We start from the raw sequence: 25316 nt of genomic DNA on the forward strand, positions 1-25316 counted from the left end.
ATTTGAGCAACCAGGTATCGATTACAAATCTAAGAGTGGAACATAGGAGCAATCCAATCGGCATTGATGTAGAGGCGCCGCGTTTTAGTTGGATGATGAATTCCGCCGAACGGGGACAGAAGCAGACTGCTTATCAGATTCTAGCAGCAACCATGCCGGAGAAATTGGCGGAAGACACTGCCGATTTGTGGAATAGCGGTAAAGTCGAGTCCAATGAATCGGTAGCGATCGCCTATATGGGCAAAACCTTGCAGCCAACGACTCGCTATTACTGGACGATCATCGTTTGGGATAAGAATGGTCACATGGTTAAAGCAAAAGAGGAGGCGTATTTTGAAACCGGATTACGGTCAACAGACGGAATAACGGGTTGGGATGGAGCCAAGTGGATCGCGATGGATGGCAAGCAGCCTAAAAGCTCCGGGGCGCCGATGTTTAGAAAAGAAACGAAGTTGAACGGGGCGATCAAGCAAGCCAGACTGTATATTTCGGCATTGGGCGTATACGATGCCTATATCAATGGGCATAAGTTAGGGATTGTCAAAGAGGATGGCAGTTGCGTCTACGAGCTCATGCCTCCGGGCTGGACGAACTTCGATCAGACCATTAACTACATGACGTATGATGTTACCCCTTTTATAAAAGATGATGTGGCAACGCTAGCATTCACGCTAGGAAATGGGTGGTGGAATGGCCGAATTTCCAAGGCGCCGTCCCCTGAGAAACAAACGGTGTATTATAACGATGAACGGAATGATCTGGGGTTATTATGCAAGCTATTCATCACTTATGAAGATCAAATGACTCAAGCGATTGTGACGGATATCGATTCCGGCTGGAAGGCGACCGATACGGGTCCAGTGAGAGCCGACGATATTTATGACGGCGAATCGTATGATGCCACGATGGAACAGGAAGGCTGGACGGAAGCCGGTTTTGACGATTCACAGTGGCGCGAGGTCAAGCAGCATGATTATCGAAGCACCTTCCCGAATGTAAACGTGACATCGTATCATGGTCACACCGTGCAGATTATCGATGGTTTAGACCGTGTCCCTCAAGGAATTACCGTATATACCGATGTTGTCAATAAAGCTAGCGCAACCAGCCGAGGAGAAATCAAAGTCGACCATGCAAGAAGCGTTACGGACTTAGAGGTTGCCCGGCGAAGTGCCGTAACGATTGCTTCAGGCGATGTTGCGATCTATGATTTGGGACAAAACATGGTCGGCATTCCGAGGATTACGGTCCAGGGTCGGAAAGGGACTCAAATCAGCATTCGTTATGCGGAAATACTGAATGATCACAGCAATGGCGCAGACGGTCCGGCTGGCTCGATATATACCGCGAATTTGCGGAATGCGAAAGCATCGGATTACTACACGTTAAAAGGATCCGCGATGGAGGAAACCTATCAACCAACCTTAACCTATCATGGGTTCAGATATGTTGAAGTCGCTATTGTCGAGGGCGAATCCGTGCTGATTAAAAGTTTGACGGGGAAGGTAGCGATGTCGGCCCTTCCGGAAACGGGGAGTATTAAAACATCGCATCCGGATATCAATCAACTTTATAGCAACATTATGTGGGGGCAACGCGGTAATTATTTGTGGATTCCAAGCGATTGTCCGCAAAGAAACGAACGCGTAGGCTGGTCGGGCGATACGCAGTTATTTGCCAATACCGCTCTATATAATATGGATGCGGCCCTCTTTCTCGAGAATTGGATGGATATGCTCGTGGAAAATCAAGATACGTATGGAAACGGCGCGTTTACATCGACGGCTCCAAGCGGAAGGTATGCGAATTTCAGAGGATTTGCCGGCAACGGCGGTTGGGCTGACGCGGGCATTGTCGTGCCGTGGACAGTATGGCAGATGACCGGGGATATAACCATCATTAGCAAAAATTATGAGGCAATGAACCGTCATATGGATTGGATCTATGAACAGACAGGCGAAACGTATAGAGGGACGGGAAGCATCGGGGACTGGTTGAACTTCCAAGGAACGGACCGGCAGCTCATGAGCGATGCTTATTACGCATATGATGCCAAGCTGATGGCGAGCATGGCTGAAGGAATCGGGAACAAGGATGACGTGGAGAAATACGAAACATTGTTCGAACATATTAAACAAGTCTTTATTCAAAACTATCTTCGTATCGATAAAGATGGAGCGTTAATGGTCCTGTCTTCAGGCGGTTATGCTTCATTGGAATATGATGTCGACCCGGATCAAGTAGGCGTCGAGAACATTATTTTGGAAGACAATAGCCAAGCTGCGCTGCTATGGTGTTTGAAGTTAGGCTTCTATGAAAACGAAGTCCAAAAGCAGCAAATGATCGACTTGCTTGCCGACAACATCAAAAATAGCGAGGCGTATAAAGCAGCGCATCCAACCAGCTCGCGGGTCCTTTATGCCGAGAACACCTTGTCTGTCGGATTCCTTGGCGTAAACGTGATCGCACCTGTTTTGTCCGATGTGGGACTGACGGAGCTTGCCTATAAATTGTTGCTGCAAGATGCCATGCCATCATGGTTATATTCGGTAAAAAATGGGGCCACTACGGTTTGGGAACGTTGGAATTCCTATTCGGCTGAAGACGGTTTTGGCGATATACGCATGAATTCATATAATCATTACTCTTATGGCGCGATTGCGGAATGGATGTATAAATATATGGTCGGCATTGCCGCGGATTCAACGCAACCCGGCTTCAAGAACATTATCCTGCAGCCTCAGATCGACATAGACAAACAGATCACTTGGGTCAAAGGGTCATATGACTCTGTTCGCGGGGTGATTCGAAGCGAGTGGGAGCTAAACGGGGAACAATTCACATACTCCGTAACGATTCCAGCCAATACGACGGCCAAGCTTTATCTGCCGGCGGATCGCGAACAGCCTGTCTTGGAGGGCGGACGGACGATTCAAAAGGCAGAAGGGATCAAGTTTGCCGATTATACGAACGGCAGAGCGATCTATGAGCTAGAGGCCGGGAGCTATACATTTACTTCTGTTCTATCTCAGGAAGTTCAGCGGGTTTCCTCTCGTTCGACCAGGTCACTTAACTTGAACGGAAGGAGGACAAAATGAACCGACCCATGCTTGGTCTGTAAGAACGGCTGACTACATTTTGCAAAACGCCTCTCCGGAAGGATACCACCCTCGCCTTGAGAAAAAGTGGGCTTATGTCACTGGCATGACATTGAAAGCATTCGAACGAGTATGGGAGCTGACCGGTGATTCGAAATACTTCGACTTTATTAAGCTGAATATGAGTCGGCACATTCACGCGGATGGCACGATTGAACGATACGTTCTGGAGGATTATAACCTCGATAATATTAACCAAGGCAAGCTGCTGTATCTGATGCTTCGGCAAACCGGCGATCCGTGCTTCGAGAAAGCGATCAACCTGCTGGCCGATCAATTAAAGGGGCAACCTCGGACGAGCGACGGAGGTTTTTGGCATAAGAAAAGATATCCGTTCCAGATGTGGCTGGACGGTCTGTATATGGCCTCGCCGTTTATGGCGGAATATGCGCTTGTCTTCGATCGGCCGGAGTGGTTCGATGTGACGGCACATCAGCTGCTTACCGTAGAGAGGCATACCCGCGACCGGAATTCCGGCCTGTTGTATCACGGCTGGGACGAAACCTGCGAGCAAGCGTGGGCTAACCCGTCGACAGGCAAGTCTCCTCACTTCTGGAGCAGGGCAATGGGCTGGTACGCAATGGCGCTTGCCGATACGCTGGAATATTTCCCTCGCGATCATGCAATGCGGGGACAACTCTGCGGCATTTTCGAACGAATGGCTGGCGCGCTTGTGAAGGTGCAGGATAAGGAAAGCGGTCTGTGGTATCAAATACTTGACCAAGGTGGACGGAAAGGCAATTATCTCGAAGCATCCGGTTCGGGGATGTTTATATATGCGCTGGCCAAAGGCGCGCGACATAATTACTTGTCAAGAGGCTTTGCCTCGGCAGCTAAACGGGGATATGAGGGAATGTTGGACCGCCTGATCGAGCTCGATGACGAAGGCGGCGTTCACTTGACGCAAATTTGCGCAGGCGCAGGACTTGGAGGCGATCCGTACAGAGACGGTTCCTATGAATATTACCTCAGCGAACCGGTTGTACAGGATGCGATGATGGGCGTTGCTCCGTTTATTCTCGCCAGCACGGAAATCGAACGGATGGACAATCAATCATAACAGCATGAACAGGTAAGCCGGGCCTTATCATTACGGGCCCGGCTTTTTCAGACTTCCCATCGTATTGTGCCATTCCACCTGTCTATCGTGCCGGAAATGACGATCTTCATAACAACCTGCAGACACTTGGCATGCTAATTACACGATCTTCTTCCGACACCTGCACCGCCGTTTTTCTAAATTCTTTTTCCCCTATAAACACGGTGCGATTAGCCTATAAATATAGTTCCAAAACCGTGTAAAGTGTAGTTAACCTAACTAAAATGGAGGGCCTAATGGATCAACCGGAGAACCAAATTCGATATGTCGGCGGCGAGACCGCCAACCTGGACTATCATCACGGACAGCTGCGCCCCGCGATTGGTGTTCGGAGCAAGCAAGTGTTCCGGGCAAACCGTTCGCATCCGGAGTTGTCGGACGGCAGCGGTTGGACCTACAACCATGCTCCGATGCTGGCCTACTGGAAAGGCTGCTTTTATTTGGAGTATCTTAGCTGCCCCGTTCACGAGCATGTGCCGCCAGGCCAGACGCTGCTGACGACATCGAAGGACGGCTGGCATTGGTCGACGCCCGTCGTCTTGTTTCCTCCATACCAGCTGGATCAAGAGCATCATTATCCGGACGGCGAGATTCTTCCGGAGGGGACGTATAGCGTCATGCATCAACGGATGGGCTTTTTCGCCGCTTCGAACGGCAGATTGTTGGCGTCGGCGTTTTACGGATTTTGCCCGCTGCCAAGCGTGAGTCCGAACAACGGAAAAGGCATTGGCCGCGTCGTGCGAGAGATCGGAGAGGACGGCAGCTTCGGGCCGATCCATTTCGTCCGGCTGAACCGTCATTCCGGCTGGTCCGAGGAGAACATAAAGTATCCCCTGTATACGGAGTCCGGAGACGAAGGCTTTCGCGAAGCCTGCGAGGAGCTGCTGGCGGACCGCGTGACCACGCTTCAATGGTGGGAAGAGGATCGCAGCCGGGACGGCTTCTACGCGGTGGAAGGGGGAACGGCCTTCAACTCTTACCGGCTGCCTGACGGACGGATCGCAGGGCTATGGAAGCATTCGGTTCATGCGGTAACGGAGGACGAAGGGCGTACATGGTCCAAGCAGACGCGCTCTCCATCCCTTATTATGGCAGGCGGAAAAGTGTGGGGAGAACGCACCTCGGATTCCAAATATGCGCTTCTATACAATCCTTCGCCGATCGGCAACCACAGATGGCCGCTTGCGGTCGTGACGGGCGATGACGGGTTAACGTTTGACGATTTGCTCGTCGTAAACGGGGAAGTTCCGCCGAGGCGCTATTTCGGGTTTCATAAAAATTACGGCAACAGCTATGTCCGCGGCATCGAAGCGGCAGACGGTTCTCCGCCGGGCGGCAGCATGTGGGTGACCTACAGCGCGAACAAGGAGGATATCTGGGTCAGCGAAATTCCGGTGCCGATTGAGTACCGGGTCAGCGGGCCGGTCAACGATACGTTCGACAACCTGTCGCCAGAAGATCGGGTGCAGGACTGGAACGTGTACAGCCCGCAATGGGCGAGCTTCTCCGTCGCGGCGTTTCCATCCGAGCGCGACAGGAGCCTGGAGCTGAACGACGCGGATCCCTACGATTACGCGAAGGCGGAGCGCGTGTTCGAGGAATGCGCCGCAGGCGAGCTTCGAATCCGGATATTGGCGAAGCAGGCGAATGACGGCCAGCTGTATATCGAGCTATGCGATGCCAAGAGCGCGGCGCCTATACGGATTCGTTTTCATTCGGACGGAACGCTGCAAGTACTGCAAGCCGGCACCTGGAAGGAGCTGCAGCGCTACGAGCCGGACCGGTGGTACGAGCTGACCGTCCGCTTCGATACGGATAGGCAGCGGTTTGAATTCGAAGTAGACGGCGAGCCGGCTCCAAAGGCTTTCCAGTTCTCCATGCCGGCTTACACGCTCGAAAAGCTCGTGCTTCGCACTGGACCGATGCGCCGGGAGCCGCATGCGGAAACGCCGCTTGTGACCGCGGATTTGCCGGAAGCGGACGAACCCGCGAAGGCCGTTTCTTACTATATAAACAACGTTAACATCCATACGATTGAAGGAGGCACGAACAAGTGGCGATGACCAAACAAGCAGGCAACGAAGCATTGCCGTTCGACATGCCTGAAGTGGAATTGCCGGTATTTCCGGACGGGACGTTTAACATTGCCGATTTCGGCGCGATCGGAGACGGACTAAGCGACAATACGGAGGCGTTCGCGGCAGCGATAGAAGCATGCGCCTCGCAGGGCGGAGGCACGGTCCTTATTCCTGCAGGTCTATGGCTGACCGGCCCGATTCGGCTGCAAAGCGGCATTCGGCTGCATGCCGACGCGGGGGCCCTCGTCCATTTCAGCGCGAACCGCGACGATTATCCGTTGATCCGTACGAGCTACGAAGGATTACGCACCGTTAGATGCATGCCGGCCATTTATGGAGAGGATTTGGAAAATGTCGCCATAACGGGAACGGGTATTTTCGACGGCTCGGGAGAGGCTTGGCGGCCGGTGAAACGAATGAAGCTGACGGAGGGGCAGTGGAAGCGATTGATCCAGTCCGGCGGTTATGAGGAAGGCGGAGTCTGGTGGCCAACGGAGCAGTCGCTTAAGAGCGCGGCGCTCGTGAAGAGCTTAATTGCGCAGAACGTGCAGGATCCGTCCGCGTTCGAGCCGGCCCGCGACCATTTAAGGCCGACGCTAGTGCAATTGGACCGGTGCCGCAAAGTGCTGTTTGATGGCCCTACCTTCCGCAATTCGCCGGCTTGGAATGTGCATCCTTGGCTGTGCGAGCATGTGACCATCCGCAATGTCTCGATCCGGAATCAGTGGCATTCGCAGAACGGCGACGGTCTAGATCTCGACTCCTGCCGGTATGCAAACATATACGATTCCGTATTCGACGTGGGCGATGACGCCATCTGCATCAAGTCCGGCAAAGATGCCGACGGCAGGGCGCTGGCAGTCCCTACCGAATATGTCACGATACGGAACTGCCAAGTATTCCACGGCCATGGCGGCTTCGTCATCGGCAGCGAAATGTCCGGCGATGTCCGGAATATTGCCATAACGGATTGCGTGTTTATCGGAACGGACGCAGGTCTGCGTTTCAAGAGCACGAGAGGCCGCGGCGGAACGGTCGAACGCATCTATATCCGAGGTGTCCTCATGAAGGATATCGCCAAGGAAGCCATCATATTCAGCTCTTATTACTCAGGCAAAAACAATACGGACGATCCGGTGGCCGTTACGGAGGAAACGCCGGTATTCCGCGATTTCCATATCAGCGACACAACGTGCATCGGAGCGCATACGGCGCTGCACATCAAAGGGCTTCCGGAAATGCCGATTGAAAATATCGTCTTCGACCGGGTGCAGCTAACCGCCCGCAACGGCGCGACCTGTACGAATGCCCGGAACATTACGTTCCGGCAGACGAAAGTGCTTCCGGAGAACGGCGAGCCTTATACGTTGGTCAATACCGAGGCGGTTACCATAACCGATTAACAGACCTGATGAAGGGGAGGAAGCCGCATGCTGGAAATGATTGCGATTGGCTACGATTTGGACGCTTCTCCCCGTATGCTGCATGGCGTGCGGCTGCTGAGAGAAGCGCTCGAGGCTTGCGATTACATGGTGGAGGAAAAGGCGGGCGGTTGGGCATGGAACCGTTACCGCGATACGGGCAACCGCAAAATTTACGTAGGGCGCCGCACGGGCTCCGAGCTGCTCGCGGAGCTCGAGGCGCGCGATGTGCTGCTCTATCATACGGATGAGCCTACCGGCGAAGGCTTCTATCTGGCATCATGTCCGGGCCGGCTAGTCGTGGTCTCCGGCGGGAACGATAGCGGCGCGCTGTACGGATGCCAGGAGCTGGCGGTCCGAATCCGCGAGGAAGGAGGACTGCCGCGCGAGCTGTCGTTCGGGGACACGCCACGCCTGGACTGGCGCGGACCCGCCATCGGCATGCAGAAGCAGCACGTGGAACCAGGGCGGCAGCCCTTCGAATATCCTCTGACGCCAGACCGCTTTCCTTGGTTTTACGACAGAGTCATGTGGCTCGACTACCTGGACATGCTGCTCGAGCACCGGGGCAACTCCCTTTACCTATGGAACGCGAATCCGTTCGCCTCGCTGATCGATCTGCCGGGCGAGCCGGAGGCGCGGGAGGTGACGAAGGATCAACTGGAGGAGAATGCAAGCTTGCTGCATTGGCTGACGGAAGAGGCGGACAGGCGCGGGATACAGTGCTTTTTGGCCTTCTACAGCATTCATATTCCGCAAGGTTTTGCCGACAAGCACGGTTTGTCTTATAAGCAGTTAAAGCCTTTGCCAGAGACTAGCGATTATTTCCGCCGCTTGCTGACCGCGTTTGTACGCGCTTTCCCTTCGGTCGGCTTGATGGTCTGTCTGGGCGAAAAGCTGAAGGGGCAAATGTACGGGGCGGAATGGCTGTGCGAAACGATTCTGCCCGGCATCATGGAAGGCTTCGGCCAGTCGGCTGCCGCGGAGCCGCCGCCCGTCGTCGTGCGCTCGCACGCCATCGACATCGAGAAGGTGATGCAAGAGGCTGACGCGCTTTATCCCAATCTTCACAGCGAAATGAAATTCAACGGGGAATCCCTCACCACCTGGACGCCAAGGGGGGAAGCGCAAGGGCTGCATCGGCGGCTGGCAGAGCGCGATGGCAAACATCTCGTCACCGTGCATATGAATGCCAATCTGGAACCGTTCCGCTGGGGAGCTCCATCCTTTATTCAACGCTGCGTTCAGGCGGCGAGGTACCGCTTAAAAGCCTCGGCGCTGCAAATTTTCCCGCTGTCCTACTGGAGCTGGCCTTATTCGCCGGACAGGTCGGAGCACCCGATCAAGCAGGTGGACCGCGACTGGATCTGGTTTGAAGCGTGGCTCCGTTACGCATGGAATTCGGACCGGGACGGGAAGGCGGAGAAAAGCCACTGGATAGCCCGACTGGAGGAAAAGTACGGAAGCAGGCAGTCGGCCGAGCATTTGTTGCACGCCTATGAAACGATCGGGACTTGCGCGCCCAAGCTGCTGCGTCGTTTTGGCATAACGCAAGGCAACCGCCAGACGATGAGCCTCGGCATGACGATGAGTCAGCTGACGAATCCGGAACGGCACGTCCCATGGTCCGAGCTGTGGGAATCGCATGCTCCGCAAGGAGAGAGGCTGGAGGAGTTCGTGTTGAAGCAACTGGCGGGCATGCCTCATCTGGGCGAGACGCCGCTCGATATCGTGGAGGAAGTGGAGCGTGCTTCCGAAGAAGCTTCGAAAGCGGCAAAGCAGGCTAGGATGACCGTGCAAAAAAATAAAGCCGAGTTCGAACGTCTTGCTGCCGATATTGACGCGATCAAAGCGATGACGAATACGTATACGTACAAGGTAAGAGCCGCGCTGCTCGTGTTCATGTATAAGCATACCGCCTTCGGAAAATACGCCGAAAGGGTGTCGCTGCTGGAGGAGGCGGCGGAATGGTTGGACAAAAGCGTAGCCGCATACCGCAAGCTGACGGAAACGACGGAGAAGCATTACGGATTCGCAAACGGCATGCAGACGGCGCATCGCAAAATCCCGTTCCGCGAGGGGGAATTCATCAACCATTGGAGGGACTGTCTCCCCCTGTTCGAACGGGAGCTTGCCGTTTTCCGACAGCGTATCGGAGAGCTGCGGGCTGGCAAAATGCCGGCGTCCCTGAATCAGGCGCCGTCCGTTTCCCATCGGCGATATCGTCAGGCAAGCTTTACGCTGCTGAGCGAGGATGCCGAGCTGTACCGGATCGAGAAAGGCGCCCGCGTCTTCACCGACGGCGACATTCCGATTATAAGCTGCGCGGAGGAATTGTACGGCTTGACGGGAATAAGGTACAGCCAGCTGCGGGCGGCGCACGAAGAAATTCGGCTCGACGTGGAGCTGAAGGAGCCTTCCCTGATTCTGGTAGGATGCTTCAATTCCAGAGACGACCAATGGATGAAGCCTGGGGGAGTCGCTGCCGTCGACCAGTATACGTTCGGATTGGATCCGGTGATCCGCAGAGGCATACGGCTGTTCGTCTATCCTTCGGTCCATGTCCATGCTTTGCCTTACGAGGCCGGCCGGCATACGCTTCGTTTCGGCAAAGGGGCGTTTCTGATTCTTGGCGTCATTGAGCTGCATCAGAACCTGTCCGACCGGGATTTCGATCCGCAAAACGAAGAGCGTACGCTACTCGATTGGCTGTACGAAATGAAGGAGGTGGAGATGGTCCAGTGAAAACCGACTCGGAAGCGGCGGCCGGGCTGATCGGGCTAGTAGCAAAGCACGCCGGCCTGCTGCTGAAGCACGCATCGGACAAAGCCGGAGAAACCCCCTTGTTTGTCAACGCGTTAGATTCGCGCACGCTATCGCCGGTCGCATACGATCCGGATCATGTGAACCGCGAAGCGCTGCTCGCGAGTCCCGCAAGCCAGCAGCGCTGGCAAAAGCTGCTATGCGGCCTTACCCGGCTGACGGGCGATCCGGCGTACGAAGAACGCGCGCTCGCGGTCAACCGCTTTCTACTGGATAGCCAGACAGATGACGGCGGCCTGCTCTTGTGGGGAGGCCATACCGCCTACAACGTAGAGAACAGATCGATCGAATACGCCAGAGACAAATCGAAGGTGCACGAGCTGAAATTTCATTACCCGGATTACGAGCTGATGTGGCGGGCGGATCCGGAAGGAACAAGACGGTATATCGAAGCGATGTGGAATGCGCATATCCTGGACTGGTCGCGCCTGGATTTCAACCGACACGGACCTTACGGAACGCCGCCTGGACGGTTATGGGAGCATGAATACAAGGGCGGTGACGTATTCTTCTGGGGACGCGGATTGACGTTCGTAAACGCCGGCAGCGATCTGTATTACGCTGCCGCGATGCTGGCGAAGCTGTCGGGCGAGAAAGCGCCGCTGGCGTGGTCGAAACGGCTGGCGCGCCGTTACGTGGAAACGAGACAGCCCGGCATCGGGATCAGCGGCTACCAATTCAGCCAATCCGCAAACTCCTGGTGCAACGGCCCGGCGGTAAAGGGCGACCGGGCGCAGTATCAGCTGGCGCCGCTTATTCCGGAAGGCCATGACGTCTATGAAGGGACGCTCTTCAAGCCGCGGCCCGTCGTCCAGCGCTGCATGCTGGCGATCGGCGAACAAGCGGGGGAAGCGGCGGAATGCTTCATCCGATGGGCCTGCGAGGAAATAGCGGCTTGGGGGAAAATCGCATACCGCCGATCCGACAACAGCTTTGTCCCGATGCTGACCGACGGATACCCGATCGAAGGGCTGTCGCTGGATCGCGACGGCTACTTCGGGCCGAAAGGGAGGGTGTTTGGCGCAATCCCCGCTGGTCCGGATTTTTTCTGGATGTACGCGGCAGGCTACCGGCATTCGCGCGATCCGTTTCTATGGGAGATGGCGAAATCCATCGCCGATGGGATGGGCGCGGGAGATATCGGCCAACCAAGCGGGGGCGGAGTCCGCACTTGGGAGCAGAGGGAGGACAACGCCGATTACCGTCTGCTGTACGGCTTGTTGGAGCTGTATAAGGCGACGGACGACCGCAGATTTTTATCCTATGCCCGGCAGACGGGAGAGCAATTGCTTACGAAAGTTGCCGATAACGGCGCGTTTGTTTCGGAGGAACGGCTTTTGACCGACGATCCGCTGCCGCTGGCGCTGCTTCATCTAGCGGAAGCGCTGCAGGACAGACCGGGAAACGTTCCCTTGACGTGGAAGTAGCGGAGGGTCAACCCATACGAGCTGACACTGCCTTAGGCGGCGTCGGCCGTTTGCGTTTGCGGGCGATTATGGCTTCAAAGGAGCGATGACCGATGGAACGGAAACAGGTGTTCGAATTTAACGGCAAGCGAAAGCTGTTCGGCAAATTTTTATTGTCCTACGTGCTCATCCTGTTGATTCCGCTGCTGGTAGGCGCCTATGCCTATTACCAGACGGTTCAGGTCGTGGGCGAGGACGCGGCGGAGCTGAACCTGGCGATGCTGGAGCAGAGCGAGGAGGCGCTGAACCGGCTATTGACGGAAATCCACGATATCGTGTCCCAGCTGTCGCTCGATTCGGAGCTGCTGAATGCGATGATTACCGCCGACGCTTCATGGCCGCCGCAGGCGGTGTACAAGTTCTCCCAGCTGCAGAAGAACGAATTGAACATGCTGTCGACGAACCAGCTCTTCTCCGATCTGTTTGTCTACCTGGAGAAAAGCGAAGCCGTCATTTCCGCGAACCGGCTCGACAAGCTGGACGCTCAGCCGCTGTGGATCGGCGACGTCCCGTTCGGCCGGTGGCTAAGGAGACCATCGCCGGCGAGCGGATGAACCGGTATTTGCCGCTTGCGGGCGTGAATGACGGAAGGACGACGGAGGATTACGTGGCGTATGTCAGCCCATTGCCCGCGGGCACCAACATGCGGACCGACGGCGCCGTCGTCATCCTGATCAAGGAAAGCGCGATCGCAAGGATGTTTCACAGGCTGCTATCGGAGGAAGGCGCGTTCGCGTATATTCTGAACGAAAAAGCGGAGATGATTGTATCCGCGTCGGCTGGCGGGGAGCGGATCGTGCCCGTGGGCTTCGATGCCAGAGGGATTCGCTGGTCCGCATGAACGGGACGGACATGTTCATCACTTCCGTGCAATCCCCGGGCAGCGGGTGGACGTATGTGGCCGGCCTTCCGGCGAACGGCGTGTTTGCCAAAGCCGAGTACATCAAGCGGATCAATTGGACCATCGCCTTGGCGGTCATGGCCTTCGGGTGCGTGGGTGCCCTGTTGCTCGCTTACCGAAACAGCAAACCGATCGCGGAGCTGCTCGATTCGATCAAGGATTTTGCCGCCGGGGAAACGGGCAAGCGGGCATCCGCGATGGAGGTCATCCAGATGGCCGTGCATGAAATCATTCTGTTCTACGGCGTGTCCCACTGGAATTCTTATTTTTCCGCCATGCTTTACATGCGGAGCTATGACAATTACCCGCTACAGCTGATTTTGCGGGAGATCGTCCTGCAGAGCACGATGGCCGAGCAGCTCGCCTCGCAGGGGAATGCCGCCTTGGCCGAGGATATGAGCACCAAGCTTACGCCCGAAAGCGTTCAGTACGCGACGCTGGTCGTATCGATCGTCCCGATGCTGATTATTTATCCGTTTATCCAGAAGTATTTCGTCAAAGGGATCATGATCGGCTCGCTGAAGGGCTGACATGATTAGAAGGAGGTAAAGCGGCGGCAAAACGCCAGTCATGCATGATCAGGAAACGCGGGATTGCCTTGAATTCATGATGAGGGGTGATGAAAGAACATGGAAAAAGGGAAACGGAAAGTGGCGCTGCTCGCGATTGCGGCGGTGGTCGCGGCGACGGGCTGCAACCAGGCAAATAACGGGAACGCAAACGAGCCGAATCAGGGGACCGCAACGACGACTGACGGCGAAACGTCGGGAGAGAACGCGACAGTGAAGCTTTCGGTTGCGAGCATGCCCAAATATCCGCCGAACGAAATTCCGAACGACTACGTCAAAGAGGTCGAAAAACGTTTCGGCATGCAATGGGATTTTGAATCCATCCCACTGACGGCGGGCATCGAGAAGTATAACGTGATGTTCGCATCCGGCGATTATCCTGATTTCATCCCGAACATGAACAGCCCGACAAGCGTGAAAAAATGGGCGTCGTCCGGTTACTTGCTGCCGATCGGCGATTATATCGACAGGCTGCCTAACTACCGCAAGTTGTTCTCCGACGAGGACTGGGAGCTGCTTCTGTCTTACGGCACAGCAACGGCAAGCTCTATATGCTGCCTAGCGTGGCGAGCAGCGACCCGATGACGTGGATTTACCGCAAGGATGCGTTCGATAAGGCCGGCATCGCTTCGTTTCCGGCCACGATGGATGAGCTGTACGAGTCGGCGAAAAAGCTGAAGGAAGCCTATCCCGATTCCGTGCCGATCGGCGTTCGCGGCGGCACGGAAAACGGCGGCGTCAAAAACTTGATGAACGGCTTCCGCCAGGCGTTCCGCAATCCGCAAAACAGCAACACGCGCGGCTTCTGGAACGATCCGGACGAGGGCGGCAAGGTGGTGTGGAACCTGGCGTCGGCCAAACACCGCGATATGCTGACCTTTATAGCCAAGCTGTATAAGTAAGGGCTTGTCGAGAAGGAATTCGCGACGTTGACGCAGGATCAGTGGAAAGCGAAGCGTCTCACGGGAAAGGTGCTGCTGGACTTCCAATACGCGAGCCATACGGTCGACCCGGACTACGCCTTAACGGATATTCCGGACGGCCAGTGGGAATTCGCGCGCATGCTGCCAAGCGCCTCGGAGCAGCCTGCGTTGGAATTCAAGCCGCTTAACTTCTCGTTGTTCGGTCCGGTCTTCAGCAGCAAGCTTGCCGACGAGCCGGAGAAGCTGGACCGCCTTATCGAATATGTCGAATGGGGCGCAACGGCGGAAGGACAACTATTCCATCAGGCGGGCCTGGACAACGTCACCTACGTGAACGAAGGCGGGACGATGAAATACAAGGAAGGGCTCGATCGTCAGAAGGTGGCGGAGCAGCACGGCTTCGATTGGTGGCTAAGCCAAAGCGCGGAATTCATGAAATCCGATGCCGGGTATTTGAAAAAGCAGGAAGCGATGAAGGAGTTTGCCCCGAACTATAACGTGACGCCGAAGAACGCTCCGCTTACCGAGGAGGAACAAGAGACGGTGGGCACGACGGTCAGCGCCCTCGAGGATGTGGCTTACCAGTTCGCTACGAAAGCGATTATGGGGATGATCGATATCGGCAACGACGAAGCATGGAACGGCTACTTGAGCGATCTGGAGAAGGTAGGGCTCGACGAAACGCGGACGATTTACGAGAAATATTTAAAATAACGTCACGTGCCCAGCCGACACAATGCAGTACAAGTTCAGGCTACATTCGAGGCTGCACGATGCAGAAAGTACGGATCTAGGGCTCGCCAGACATGCGACGGCATGGCGGCGAGCCCTTGTTCAAATGCATCGTATTCCCCTATAGAAAAGCAGTTTCCCCCTAAGATTGGCAGCGGATTTGTCTATATAATAAATGTGTCAACAGCAGGAATTACATAACGCCGTTCATTTAAAAGGAGGATAACGGGGGGGTTATTATAGCAATTTAGACAGCGCTTACAATGTAAGATATTCAAAACAATGGTTGAATATAAAGGGAGGTATTGATAATTATGGTGCGGAAAATGGTTTCGATGATGGTATCCTTAGTTATGCTACTAACTGTTCTGTCGGCTTGTGCAAGCAATTCCGGAAGCAATGCGGAGCCAACGCAGAGCGCGAGCAGTACGCCTTCCGAGTCGGCTGCGCCCGAAGGCACCGACGCCGGTACCGGCAATCCGGCGGATCTGAAAGCCGATCTGACTTGGTTCGGCTTGATGGGTCCCGAACAATTCGAAGAGCGTTACAACCAATATATCAAGCAGAAATTTCCGAATATCAACATTACCTATATCAATCAGACGGACGAGCAGAAATTGGAGCAGGTTATCGCGTCCGGCACGGAAATCGACATGTTTCTGTCGTCGGCCGGCGAGTTAAGGGAAGATTACGTGCCGGCCCAAATGGCTATGGACCTCACCCCGTTGCTTGAAAAACACGCCGTCGATATCAGTACGATCGAGCCGGCCTATCTGGAACCGGTCAAAATTGACGGAAATGTAAATTTGCTGCCGATCACCGACAACAAATTCGTCATGTACTACAACAAAGGCATCTTCGACCGGTTCGGCGTAAAGTATCCTTGGGACGGCATGACTTGGGATGAAGCGCTGGAGTTGTCCAAACAGATTACCCGCAATGAAGGCGGCAAGCAGTACATCGGATTGTGGATGTCGCCGAAGCACTATCTCCGCGTCGCTCAAAATTCGGCCGGTTTTATCGATCCGGAGACAAATAAGGCGACCGTCAATAACGACCAATGGAAATTCATCTTCGAAAATATTTTCTACAACTTCACCCGGGATCCTGGCTTGCAAAAACGAGCGAGCGAAGAGTGGCTCGCGCACAAGGATTTCAACAAGGAATTCTTAATCGGCATGTATGTCTACACATCCGGCTGGATGTCGTCTGCCGATACTTCGCTCGCCATGGACTGGGACATTGCAGCCGTTCCGACCTTCAAGGATATGCCTGAGGTGAACACGCAGCCATATGCTACTTATGTAGGCATCTCGGCTCTTTCGAAAAACCAGGATGTCGCCATGCAAGTGCTCAAATATTTGATCTCGGAAGAATATCAGACGATTATATCCAAGAAAGGCATGATAACTCCGCTTACGACGCAATCGGTTCGCGATGCGGCATTCGCCGACTATCCGTTCGCAAGCGAAAAGAACATCGAAGCGCTATTCTACGGCAAGCCGGCTCCTTCCCGCGTGCTTACGCGATTCGACGAGCTTGTAATCGAAACTGCCTTAGACGAGGATGCCGTCCGGCAAATCGCGATGGGCAAACTCGATGTCAATACGGCGCTTCGCAAAGCGGAAGAGCTAGCGAATAAGCTGATTCAGGAGCAATTGGCGCAAAATTGACAAACAGAAAAGATCGACGCTGCCTCTCAAGGGCAGCCGCACGTAAAGGGAGATGGGGCGACCATCTCCCTTTTTACCACAATAGACGAAGACTTCCGTTTCACCTTGCGTCTCAGCGGGTTTGTCGGTGTGGCCGACAAAGTAGCAGCAAAATGGCTCGTTTGTGATGAGTTTGTCTGGTGTGAGCGACAAAGTAACCGTAGGTCAGTACGAAAGTTCACCGGTAGGTGTTTTGATCTTGTAGTAAAGTATACATTATCTCCAAACAAGGCCCATAAATCTAGGAGTGAAACGGCTACGCCGCCAAGGAAGGCGACAGCCGTTTTTTACCGTGATTTGAGGAATAAGCATTTTGTTGCTCACGGAGACTCACAGACTCTAACGGATGCCACTGCGCTTATTTCGACCTAAACGGCACTCGCCAAATTGTAACGGTTGCGAGCGGGCTTATTCATCGAAATCAGCCCCATTTTGCCGTTTTGGCGCCAATTAAGCTCTAACGTAACCGTTACAATTCCAAACCAGTCCAAAGGACGCAATTAGCCGCGCAGACAACCGTAACAGTATCTAGCAAGCGATTTGGGGTAATGGTGGGCAAAGGTAGGCAAAGGTAGGGCAAAGATGGAGCAAAGGTAGGGCTATCGTCAATCTGGTTGGATTGCCCTATGAATTCGTCTTTAACCCCGGTGAAAAACGATAGCCTGGCCGATATAATGATGAAGCAAGGTGAAACGGGAGCCCCCGTTCATGGCGCCGCATCGCGTTTCGTATAGAGAAAGGGAGGAAATGATGATTATGGCAAGGAAAATGGTTTCAATGATGTTGACTTTGGTCATGCTTCTCACCGTCCTGGCGGCATGCTCCGGCAATTCCGAGGGCAATGCGGAGTACCCGCAGAAAGAGACACCGCCTGAAGGCGCCGATGCCGGCGCCGGAAATCCGGCGGATCTTAAAGCCGATCTGACCTGGTTCGGCTTGGCAAGCCCCGAACAATTCGAAGAGCGCTACGGCCAACATATCAAGCAAAAATTCCCGAATATCAACATTACCTATATCAACCAGACGGACGAGCAGAAATTGGAGCAGGTTATCGCATCCGGCACGCAAATCGATATGTATCTGTCGTCGGCAGGCGAGTTAAGGGAAGATTACGTACCTGCCAATCTGGCTCTTGACCTCACCGCATTAATTGAGAAGCATGCCGTTGACATCAGCGCCATCGAGCCGGCCTATCTGGAGCCGGTCAAAATCGACGGAAAGGTGAATCTGCTGCCGCTCAGCGACAACAAATTCGTTATGTATTACAACAAGGGCATCTTCGACCGGTTCGGAGTGGAATATCCTAAGGACGGAATGACCTGGGACGAAGCGCTGGAGCTGTCCAAAAAGATTACCCGCAATGAAGGGGGCAAACAGTACATCGGTCTGTGGATGTCGCCGAAGCACTATCTCCGCGTCGCCCAAAATTCGGCAGGCTTTGTCGATCCGGAGACGAATAAGGCGACCGTCAATAACGATCAATGGAAATTCATCTTCGAAAACGTGTTCTACGACTTCACCCGGGATCCGGGCGTGCAAAAACGCGCGACCGAGGATTGGCTCGCGCACGTCGACTTCAACAGAGATTTCATAATTGGCATGTATATCTATACGTCGGGTTGGATGCAGGATGCCGAGAGCTCGCTCGCCATGGACTGGGATATTGCGGCCGTTCCGACCTTCAAGGATATGCCCGGGGTGAATACGCAGCCAAATGCTACTTATGCAGGCATTTCGGCTCTTTCGAAAAACCAGGATGCCGCCATGGAAGTGCTCAAATATTTGATCTCGGAAGAGTATCAGACGATCATGTCCAAGAAAGGCATGATAACGCCGCTTACGACGCAATCGGTTCGCGATGTGGCGTTCTCCGACTATCCGTTCGCAAGCGAAAAGAACATTGACGCGCTCTACTATGGCAAGCCGGCGCCATCCCACGTTCTTACGCAATTCGATGAAATTGTCATCGAGGATGCCTTCGACAAGGATGCCGTCCGGCAAATCGCGATGGGCAACCTCGATGTCAATACGGCGCTTCGCAGAGCGGAAGAGAATGCGAACAAGCTGATCCAGGAGCAATTGTCGCAAAATTAACAATCGTGAAAGGTTGACGCCGCCCTCAGGGGCAGCTGCGCCAAGAGGGGGGATGGGCGACCATCCCCTTTTGCTCGCTATGTGGTTTAGCAGGTAATTCTCGTATCGGTGTAAACATCGTGGGTCAAGCATAGCTTTGCGCGTGGTGGTTACTCAAACATAGGGGATTTCGATTTGGAAAAAAGAAGGGGATTTGTCAAGGGGGTTGGATTGCCCTATAAATTTGCCGATAACCCCGCAGAACAAAAAAAGTCTAGCAGATATACTGGTAAATAAGGTGAAGCGGCTTACATCGTCTTAGGCGGTTTGACGGTTTCAATCTGTACGACAGGGGGGCAATAGCATGATCGACGAGGAGTTAAGGGCCGGAAGAAAGGCGCTGCGCACCGTCCCGGGAGGGCTGCTGCTCGGTCCTACGGGAGCGCGATTATGGGCCGATTACGTGGAAGCCGCACCGGGCTTTATCGGCCGATTCGACTTCATTCACAAAGTAAATATTCCGCTCCTGTTCACCATAACGGTTAACGGCCATGCCTGCAAAATGGAAACGGCTTTAGCCGATTGGTATCCCAGCCAGCTCCGTCTCGACTATTCGGACGACCGGATCGGCTATGCGGAGACGAAATTTATTACGTGGGAGGACTGCGCCGTTTCCTGCCAGACCTGGACGAACCGGTCCGATGGCGAGCTGTTGCTGCAAGCGACTGCCCCGCCGGATTTTCGAGCCTGCGGCGATGCAGGTTTGCAGGGCGGTTTCGATATCCCTTTTTTCAGCTTTGACATCGACGCTTGCCTCGTTGCAAGCGAGCCGAAACTGCTTAGCGACGGAGTAAGCCTGCAGCCCGGCGAGACAAAAACGTTTATTGTAGCCGCGGCGCTCGGCATCCGGTCGCTCGACGGCATCGAAGCTTTAATGAGCATCGCAAATCGTTTCATCCAAAAGCCCGCAAGCCTTGAGGAGACAGCATCCGTGCAGCAGAAGGAGTACCAGCGCTGGTTCGACGCCGCGCCGCGCTTCAAGAGCAGCGACCCGGTACTGGACAAGACGTGGACGTACAGGTGGTTCCTGCTCCGGCACAACATGGCCGATCCGCGTTACGGATTGCTGCAGCATCCGCTGTTCTATGAAGGACGTTCCCATAAGAAGGGCAAGCGGCCGTTCTCCAAGGGAGGATGGGAGTTCAGCAAGCTGATCAATTTATCGGTGCCGCTTCATTTGATGGACGCCAGGTGGCATCACGATCCCGCGCCCAGCTTGGGAGCGCTGCGGAACATGCAGGAAACGCCGGCGGAAAACGGCATGTATTGCTGCTTGATGGCGGACGAGAGGATGCACTCTTTCGCCAACTATATCGGTTGGGCGGCTTACCGCCTGTTTCTTGTCCATCGCGATGAGAACGCTATATTGAAGGCGCTTCCTGGACTTAAAGACCAAATCTCGAGCTGGCAGGAAGTGTACGGCAACGAACGGGACGGATTAATGACGGAATACCGGCATACCCGGACAGGGAAGGAATATCAGCCAAGCTATTGGTATTTCCACGATTATCCCCGCAATCCGAAGGATCCGGAAACGTACACGCATGTGAAGCGGGTGGATCGAACCGTCTATCATTATCTGAACACGCTCGGCGTAGCCCGGTTGTGCGAAGCGGCGGGCGATCCGGAATCGGTTAAATACCTGCAGCTTGCGGAGCGAATCAAACATGACGTGCTGGAGAAGATGTGGGACGAAGCGTCGGCGTTTTTCTACGATCTGCATGACCAGACGGACGAGAAGGCGCTTGTCAAAAATATAGTCGGCTTCTATCCGGCGTGGGCGGAGATGCTCGACGAGAGGCATGACGGCCTGGTTGCCCATTTGCTCGATCCGAAACAATTCGCGACCGCTTGCCCTTATCCGACGGTGTCGGCCGACAGCGTCGCCTACTCGAAGGAAGGCGGATGGTTCGGCTTTTTTCTTAAAGGCCGTAACGGCTGCATGTGGAACGGGCCGACTTGGCCGTACACGAACGCGATTACGCTGGACGCGCTCGCCCGCGAGAGCAAGCGCCGCGGCAACGCTTATAATGAAGCGTTCGCGCGCGGCCTGAAGGAATATTCGTTCCTCCATTTCCAGAACCGCGATCTGAACAGGCCGGGACTGGTTGAGCATTACAACAGCGACACCGGAGAACCGTTAAGCGATGAACAGGAATACAACCACTCGTATTATATCGATCTGATCGTCAGCCACGTGGCGGGTCTCTCCGTCGAAGATGGCGGCCTCCGTCTCGAACCGCTCGATATCGGTCTCGATTATTTCGAGCTTGACCATGTGAAGGCGGCGGGACAAGACATTCGGATCACTTACGGAAAGCCGGGCCTCGGCAGGTATCCGGACGGAATCGAAGCAGGCTACAAGCTGTATTTGAACGGACAACCGGTCTTTGCCTCGGATAGCTTGGCGGCGGCGACGTTGCCGAAGAATAAATGACGAAAGAGGGATAACTCATGCAATTAACGGAACGGTACAACGGGATATTAAGTCAATCGGAGCAGGATCCGCAGCTGACGGAGGCCTTGCTGCCTATCCGTTACGAGCCCGATAGCCATTCGGCGAATTTGCTGGCGCTGGACAACGGAGATTTGCTTTGCGTCTGGTTCTCCGGAAGCGGCGAGGGCAATCCGGATACGAACGTGCTGCTGTCGAGGCTTCCCGCAGGCGGCGAACGGTGGGAGGAGCCGATCGAGGTAGCGGCCGATCCGGAGCGCTCGGAGCAAAATCCGCTCGTCTTCCAGGCGCCGGACAACAAGGTGTGGCTTCTGCATACTTCGAATGAGCCGCACAACCAGCAGACCTCCAAAATCGTCGGCCGCATCTCGGATGATCGAGGATATACATGGGGGGAGCCGTTTGTCCTGCATGAGGGCCCCGGCATGTTCCTCCGTCAGCCGATTCTCGCGATGAGCAACGGAGAATGGCTGCTGCCTTGTTATTACTGCAAGCCCGGCGGACATTACAGCGTGGTGCTTATATCGGCCGACCAAGGAGAGACATGGTCGGAATACGAGGTGCAAGGCAGCCTTCATCGTGTTCAAATGAGCGTTGTGGAGCTCGACGGCGGCACGTTGTTCGCCGTCTTCCGCAGCCGCCATGCCGACCGCATCTACGGCAGCGTCTCCAAGGATTTCGGCAAAACGTGGAGCGAGCCGGCAAAAACATCTTTGCCGAACAACAATTCCTCCATTCAATTGGCGAAGCTTGCGAACGGGCATTTGGCGATTATCTATAACGATTCTACGATGGAGAGAGATCAATACCGCTGGATCGAGAGGAATGGCGAATGGCGCAAGAAGACGCTGCGGACGCCGCTGACCGTCTCGATCTCGGAGGATGGCGGCAAGACTTGGCCCCATGTCAAAAACGTCCAGATGTCGGATCTCGAGCATAAGGAGAAGCAAACCGGGTATTCTTATCCGAGCATTATGGGAACAAAGGACGGCAGCATCCACGCCGCTTATTCGTACCTGAGGAAAGCGATCAAATATGTGCGCTTTACCGAGGAATGGGTGAAGGAGAACGGGAGGACGCCCGTTTAACGAACGTTCATGAAAATTTAGAGCGGAATAGACACTTTTTGCAATCGCTTTAATTGAGAAATTTTGCTACTATAAAACGGTAATGAAGTGTTTACGAAGCGTAGAATCACAAACACACTCGACCGGGGTGATCGTATGAATTGGCGCATCATCGAATTGAGCGGGGATATTTTTTTTAATCCTGATTTTGACATATTCATTAATCGCGAAGTCGAAGGGTTTTGTCTATCGCAGCATACCCATGATTTTATAGAAATCAGCTATGTGGAAGAAGGCAGCGGATATCATTATGTCGAGGATCAGTTGATCCCGATCAAACGCGGCGATCTGTTCGTCATACCGATCGGCACGTCGCATGTGTTCCGGCCTTCTTCCCAGGACAATCAACTTGTCATCTACAACTGCATCTTCCGGACTTGCCTGCTGGAGCAATTGAAGTCCGTCATCTGCGAATCGACCAAGCTGCACAGTCTGTTGTACGGCTCGTCGCCGTCGGCCAAGTGGCTTCAATACCAGGACAAGTTCGACAAGTTTTTGTCCATCATGCACGGGATGTTCAGAGAATATTTGAAGAAGGGACCTCGTTACGAATTTCTGATGATGGGGCAGCTCATCCAGGTCCTGGCCATGCTGCAGCGCTATGAGTGCGACGGGAGCATGGTATCCACGCCGACGAACAACATGGATGACGCCATCCAATACATTAACGATCACTTTGCCACGAACCTCACGGTTCAGCAGGTAGCGGAGAGGTCGTTCATGAGCCCAAGCCACTTTCAACGGTTGTTCAAGAAAACGACAGGCGTCACGTTCATGCAATTTTTGCAAAATATCCGGGTTCAGCGCTGCTGCGAGCTACTGAAATCGACCGAAATATCGATTCAGGAGGCCGCCAATCAGGTTGGCTATCAGGATATGAAGTTTTTCCACTCGCTGTTTCGCAAGAAGACGGGCGTTACGCCCAGAGAGTACCGGAGAAGCACGCCGGATCCGGAATTTAGAATGGCCTCAATGTAAGAATGAAAGCGCATTCCCTAGCGGGATTGCGCTTTTTTTGCCATGCTGCAGCTCCGCGCAGCATGATTCGAGCGCTTCTGCATGGCTAATGGGTCAATCCGATTTCCGGAATGCCGGAGAACCGCTTGCCCGGATTGCATCCCCCTATAGAAACGGCCTGAATCGCCTATAAAAGGGGGAGATTAGCATTGTATAATGAGGAAAATTCGCTTCCGGCGGGCCTGTTTGGGGGCTTGGCCATGCGGAAGGAGAGACAACGCGTGATTTATAACAAAACAGTTGGAAGATGGGCTGTGTTTGAAACCGCTATCAAAGTCGATGAAACGCTTGAAAATCCGTTCAGCGGCGTCCAGCTAGAGGCTGCATTCCGGAGCGGCGAGCGGACGGTGAAGGCAAATGGGTTCTACGACGGGGACGGCGTCTACAAAATCAGATTTATGCCGGATGCTGTCGGACCTTGGACATTCTTGACAAGCAGCAACGTTCCGGCGCTGGATGCCTTAACCGGCGAGTTCGAATGCACGGACGCCGGAGCCGGCAATCACGGACCCGTTCGCGTCGCATCGCGGGATTCATTCGAATATGCGGACGGATCGCCCTACATTCCGTTCGGAACGACTTGCTACGCTTGGGTACACCAGAACGAGCCGCTGCAGGCGGAGACGCTCGAAGCGCTGCGGAATTCTCCCTTCAATAAAATACGCATGTGCGTCTTTCCCAAAAGGTATACCTTCAACGTCACCGAACCGGCGCTCTTTGCTTTTCCGGGCTCGAAGGAAGACGGTTTCGACCTTGAACGGTTCGAACCGCGGTTCTTCCAGGGGCTGGAACGGCGAATCGAGCAATTGGCGGAGCTGGGGATTGAAGCGGATGTCATCTTGTTTCACCCTTACGACAAGGGACATTGGGGATTCGACAAGATGAGCCCGGATCGAGATGAATTTTATTTGCGATATGTCATCGCGCGCCTAGCCGCTTATCGCAACGTATGGTGGTCGCTGGCCAATGAGTACGATTTCATGAGGGAAAAGCGGAAAGAAGACTGGGACCGGTTATTCCAAATCGTGCAAGAAAACGATCCTTACGGGCATCTCCGTTCGATCCACAACGGAACGAAAATGTACGATCCCACATCGCTTGATCTCTACGACCACTCGAAACCATGGGTCGATCACGTCAGCCTGCAGCACTGGGATCTTACCGCTGTAGACTCGATCCGACGCGCATACGGGAAGCCGGTCGTCGTGGACGAGTGCTGCTACGAAGGCGATATCCCTCGCCGATGGGGCAACATCACAGGTGAAGAGATGACGCACCGGTTCTGGGAAGGAACCGTTCGCGGCGCTTACGTCGGTCACGGAGAGACGTACATGCATCCCGAGAACATCATCTGGTGGTCGCACGGAGGAGAACTGCACGGCACGAGTCCCGATCGAATCGGATTTCTTAGGAAGGTGCTGGAGGATGCGCCGCGGCATTTAACAGTCATCGACACGATTAAGGATGTGCCGGCTCTCGGCAAACAGGAAGACTATTACTTGTTGTACTTCGGCATTCACCGGCCGATCGTCCGTCCGGTCCAGCTTTCGGAGGACGCCGCGTATACCGCGGAAGTTATCGATACCTGGAACATGACGATCGAGCCGATCGAGGGGACCTTCTCCGGCGATTGCGCGATCAGCCTGCCGGGCAGGCCGTATTTGGCGCTGCGAATTCGGCGGAGCATGCAATAAAGGTTGAA

The 25316-nt window shown here is 54.4% G+C and carries 17 protein-coding genes and 1 pseudogene; all 18 read left to right on the plus strand.

All coding sequences use genetic code 11. The annotated features are described in order from the left end of the window. Positions 1 to 2 precede the first annotated feature (2 nt). The 18 genes and pseudogenes from PLA01S_RS25155 to PLA01S_RS25240 all read left to right on the plus strand — a co-directional run bounded on the left by PLA01S_RS25155 (position 3) and on the right by PLA01S_RS25240 (position 25308). Positions 3 to 3098, plus strand: a complete 3096-nt coding sequence (locus PLA01S_RS25155) for a family 78 glycoside hydrolase catalytic domain (RefSeq protein WP_127594526.1) — start codon at positions 3 to 5, stop codon at positions 3096 to 3098. 13 nt (positions 3099 to 3111) lie between these two features. Continuing rightward, positions 3112 to 4218, plus strand: a pseudogene (locus PLA01S_RS25160) (glycoside hydrolase family 88/105 protein); the annotation flags it as partial. 275 nt (positions 4219 to 4493) lie between these two features. Continuing rightward, positions 4494 to 6320 carry a sialidase family protein gene (locus tag PLA01S_RS25165; protein WP_127594528.1) on the plus strand — a complete coding sequence of 609 codons (1827 nt, stop codon included), beginning with the start codon at positions 4494 to 4496 and terminating at the stop codon, positions 6318 to 6320. Further along, positions 6317 to 7738, plus strand: a complete 1422-nt coding sequence (locus tag PLA01S_RS25170) for a glycoside hydrolase family 28 protein (RefSeq protein WP_246059846.1) — start codon at positions 6317 to 6319, stop codon at positions 7736 to 7738. Before PLA01S_RS25165 ends, PLA01S_RS25170 begins: the two co-directional genes overlap by 4 nt. A gap of 27 nt (positions 7739 to 7765) precedes the next feature. After that, positions 7766 to 10501: a hypothetical protein gene (locus PLA01S_RS25175; protein WP_127594530.1), complete on the plus strand. Its 2736-nt coding sequence runs from the start codon at positions 7766 to 7768 to the stop codon at positions 10499 to 10501. Then, the gene (locus PLA01S_RS25180; protein WP_164817514.1) at positions 10498 to 12006 is read left to right on the plus strand and encodes a pectate lyase; all 1509 of its coding nucleotides are present in this window, start codon (positions 10498 to 10500) and stop codon (positions 12004 to 12006) included. The genes PLA01S_RS25175 and PLA01S_RS25180 overlap by 4 nt, the downstream gene beginning before the upstream one ends. A 92-nt stretch (positions 12007 to 12098) precedes the next feature. Beyond that, positions 12099 to 12599, plus strand: a complete 501-nt coding sequence (locus PLA01S_RS25185) for a hypothetical protein (protein ID WP_127594532.1) — start codon at positions 12099 to 12101, stop codon at positions 12597 to 12599. Then, positions 12566 to 12886, plus strand: coding sequence for a hypothetical protein (locus tag PLA01S_RS25190; RefSeq protein ID WP_127594533.1), 321 nt, complete (start codon positions 12566 to 12568; stop codon positions 12884 to 12886). Before PLA01S_RS25185 ends, PLA01S_RS25190 begins: the two co-directional genes overlap by 34 nt. Beyond that, positions 12883 to 13476 carry an ABC transporter permease family protein gene (locus PLA01S_RS25195; RefSeq protein WP_127594534.1) on the plus strand — a complete coding sequence of 198 codons (594 nt, stop codon included), beginning with the start codon at positions 12883 to 12885 and terminating at the stop codon, positions 13474 to 13476. Before PLA01S_RS25190 ends, PLA01S_RS25195 begins: the two co-directional genes overlap by 4 nt. Before the next feature lie 99 nt (positions 13477 to 13575). Next, a complete protein-coding gene (locus PLA01S_RS32900; RefSeq protein WP_127594535.1) occupies positions 13576 to 14100 on the plus strand; it encodes an extracellular solute-binding protein in 525 nt (174 codons plus the stop codon). Then, complete coding sequence (locus PLA01S_RS32905) at positions 14097 to 14417, plus strand: extracellular solute-binding protein (protein WP_272868171.1); 321 nt, start codon at positions 14097 to 14099, stop codon at positions 14415 to 14417. Before PLA01S_RS32900 ends, PLA01S_RS32905 begins: the two co-directional genes overlap by 4 nt. A gap of 27 nt (positions 14418 to 14444) precedes the next feature. Continuing rightward, positions 14445 to 15152: a type 2 periplasmic-binding domain-containing protein gene (locus tag PLA01S_RS25210; RefSeq protein WP_127594537.1), complete on the plus strand. Its 708-nt coding sequence runs from the start codon at positions 14445 to 14447 to the stop codon at positions 15150 to 15152. A gap of 371 nt (positions 15153 to 15523) precedes the next feature. After that, positions 15524 to 16843, plus strand: a complete 1320-nt coding sequence (locus tag PLA01S_RS25215; protein ID WP_246059828.1) for an ABC transporter substrate-binding protein — start codon at positions 15524 to 15526, stop codon at positions 16841 to 16843. 816 nt (positions 16844 to 17659) lie between these two features. Next, entirely contained in the window at positions 17660 to 18976 is a 1317-nt protein-coding gene (locus PLA01S_RS25220) for an extracellular solute-binding protein (RefSeq protein ID WP_246059830.1), read from the plus strand. Between the two features lie 343 nt (positions 18977 to 19319). After that, positions 19320 to 21452 carry an MGH1-like glycoside hydrolase domain-containing protein gene (locus tag PLA01S_RS25225; RefSeq protein WP_127594539.1) on the plus strand — a complete coding sequence of 711 codons (2133 nt, stop codon included), beginning with the start codon at positions 19320 to 19322 and terminating at the stop codon, positions 21450 to 21452. A 17-nt stretch (positions 21453 to 21469) separates the two neighbouring features. Beyond that, the gene (locus PLA01S_RS25230) at positions 21470 to 22558 is read left to right on the plus strand and encodes a sialidase family protein (protein WP_127594540.1); all 1089 of its coding nucleotides are present in this window, start codon (positions 21470 to 21472) and stop codon (positions 22556 to 22558) included. Positions 22559 to 22693: 135 nt separating this feature from the next. Next, the gene (locus tag PLA01S_RS25235; RefSeq protein WP_015735280.1) at positions 22694 to 23575 is read left to right on the plus strand and encodes an AraC family transcriptional regulator; all 882 of its coding nucleotides are present in this window, start codon (positions 22694 to 22696) and stop codon (positions 23573 to 23575) included. Positions 23576 to 23763: 188 nt separating this feature from the next. Beyond that, positions 23764 to 25308 (plus strand): DUF5605 domain-containing protein, encoded by a 1545-nt coding sequence (locus PLA01S_RS25240; protein WP_246059832.1) that lies wholly within the window; start codon positions 23764 to 23766, stop codon positions 25306 to 25308. Positions 25309 to 25316 lie beyond the last annotated feature (8 nt).

Source organism: Paenibacillus lautus NBRC 15380, from assembly GCF_004000945.1.
Lineage (GTDB): Bacteria > Bacillota > Bacilli > Paenibacillales > Paenibacillaceae > Paenibacillus_AQ > Paenibacillus_AQ lautus.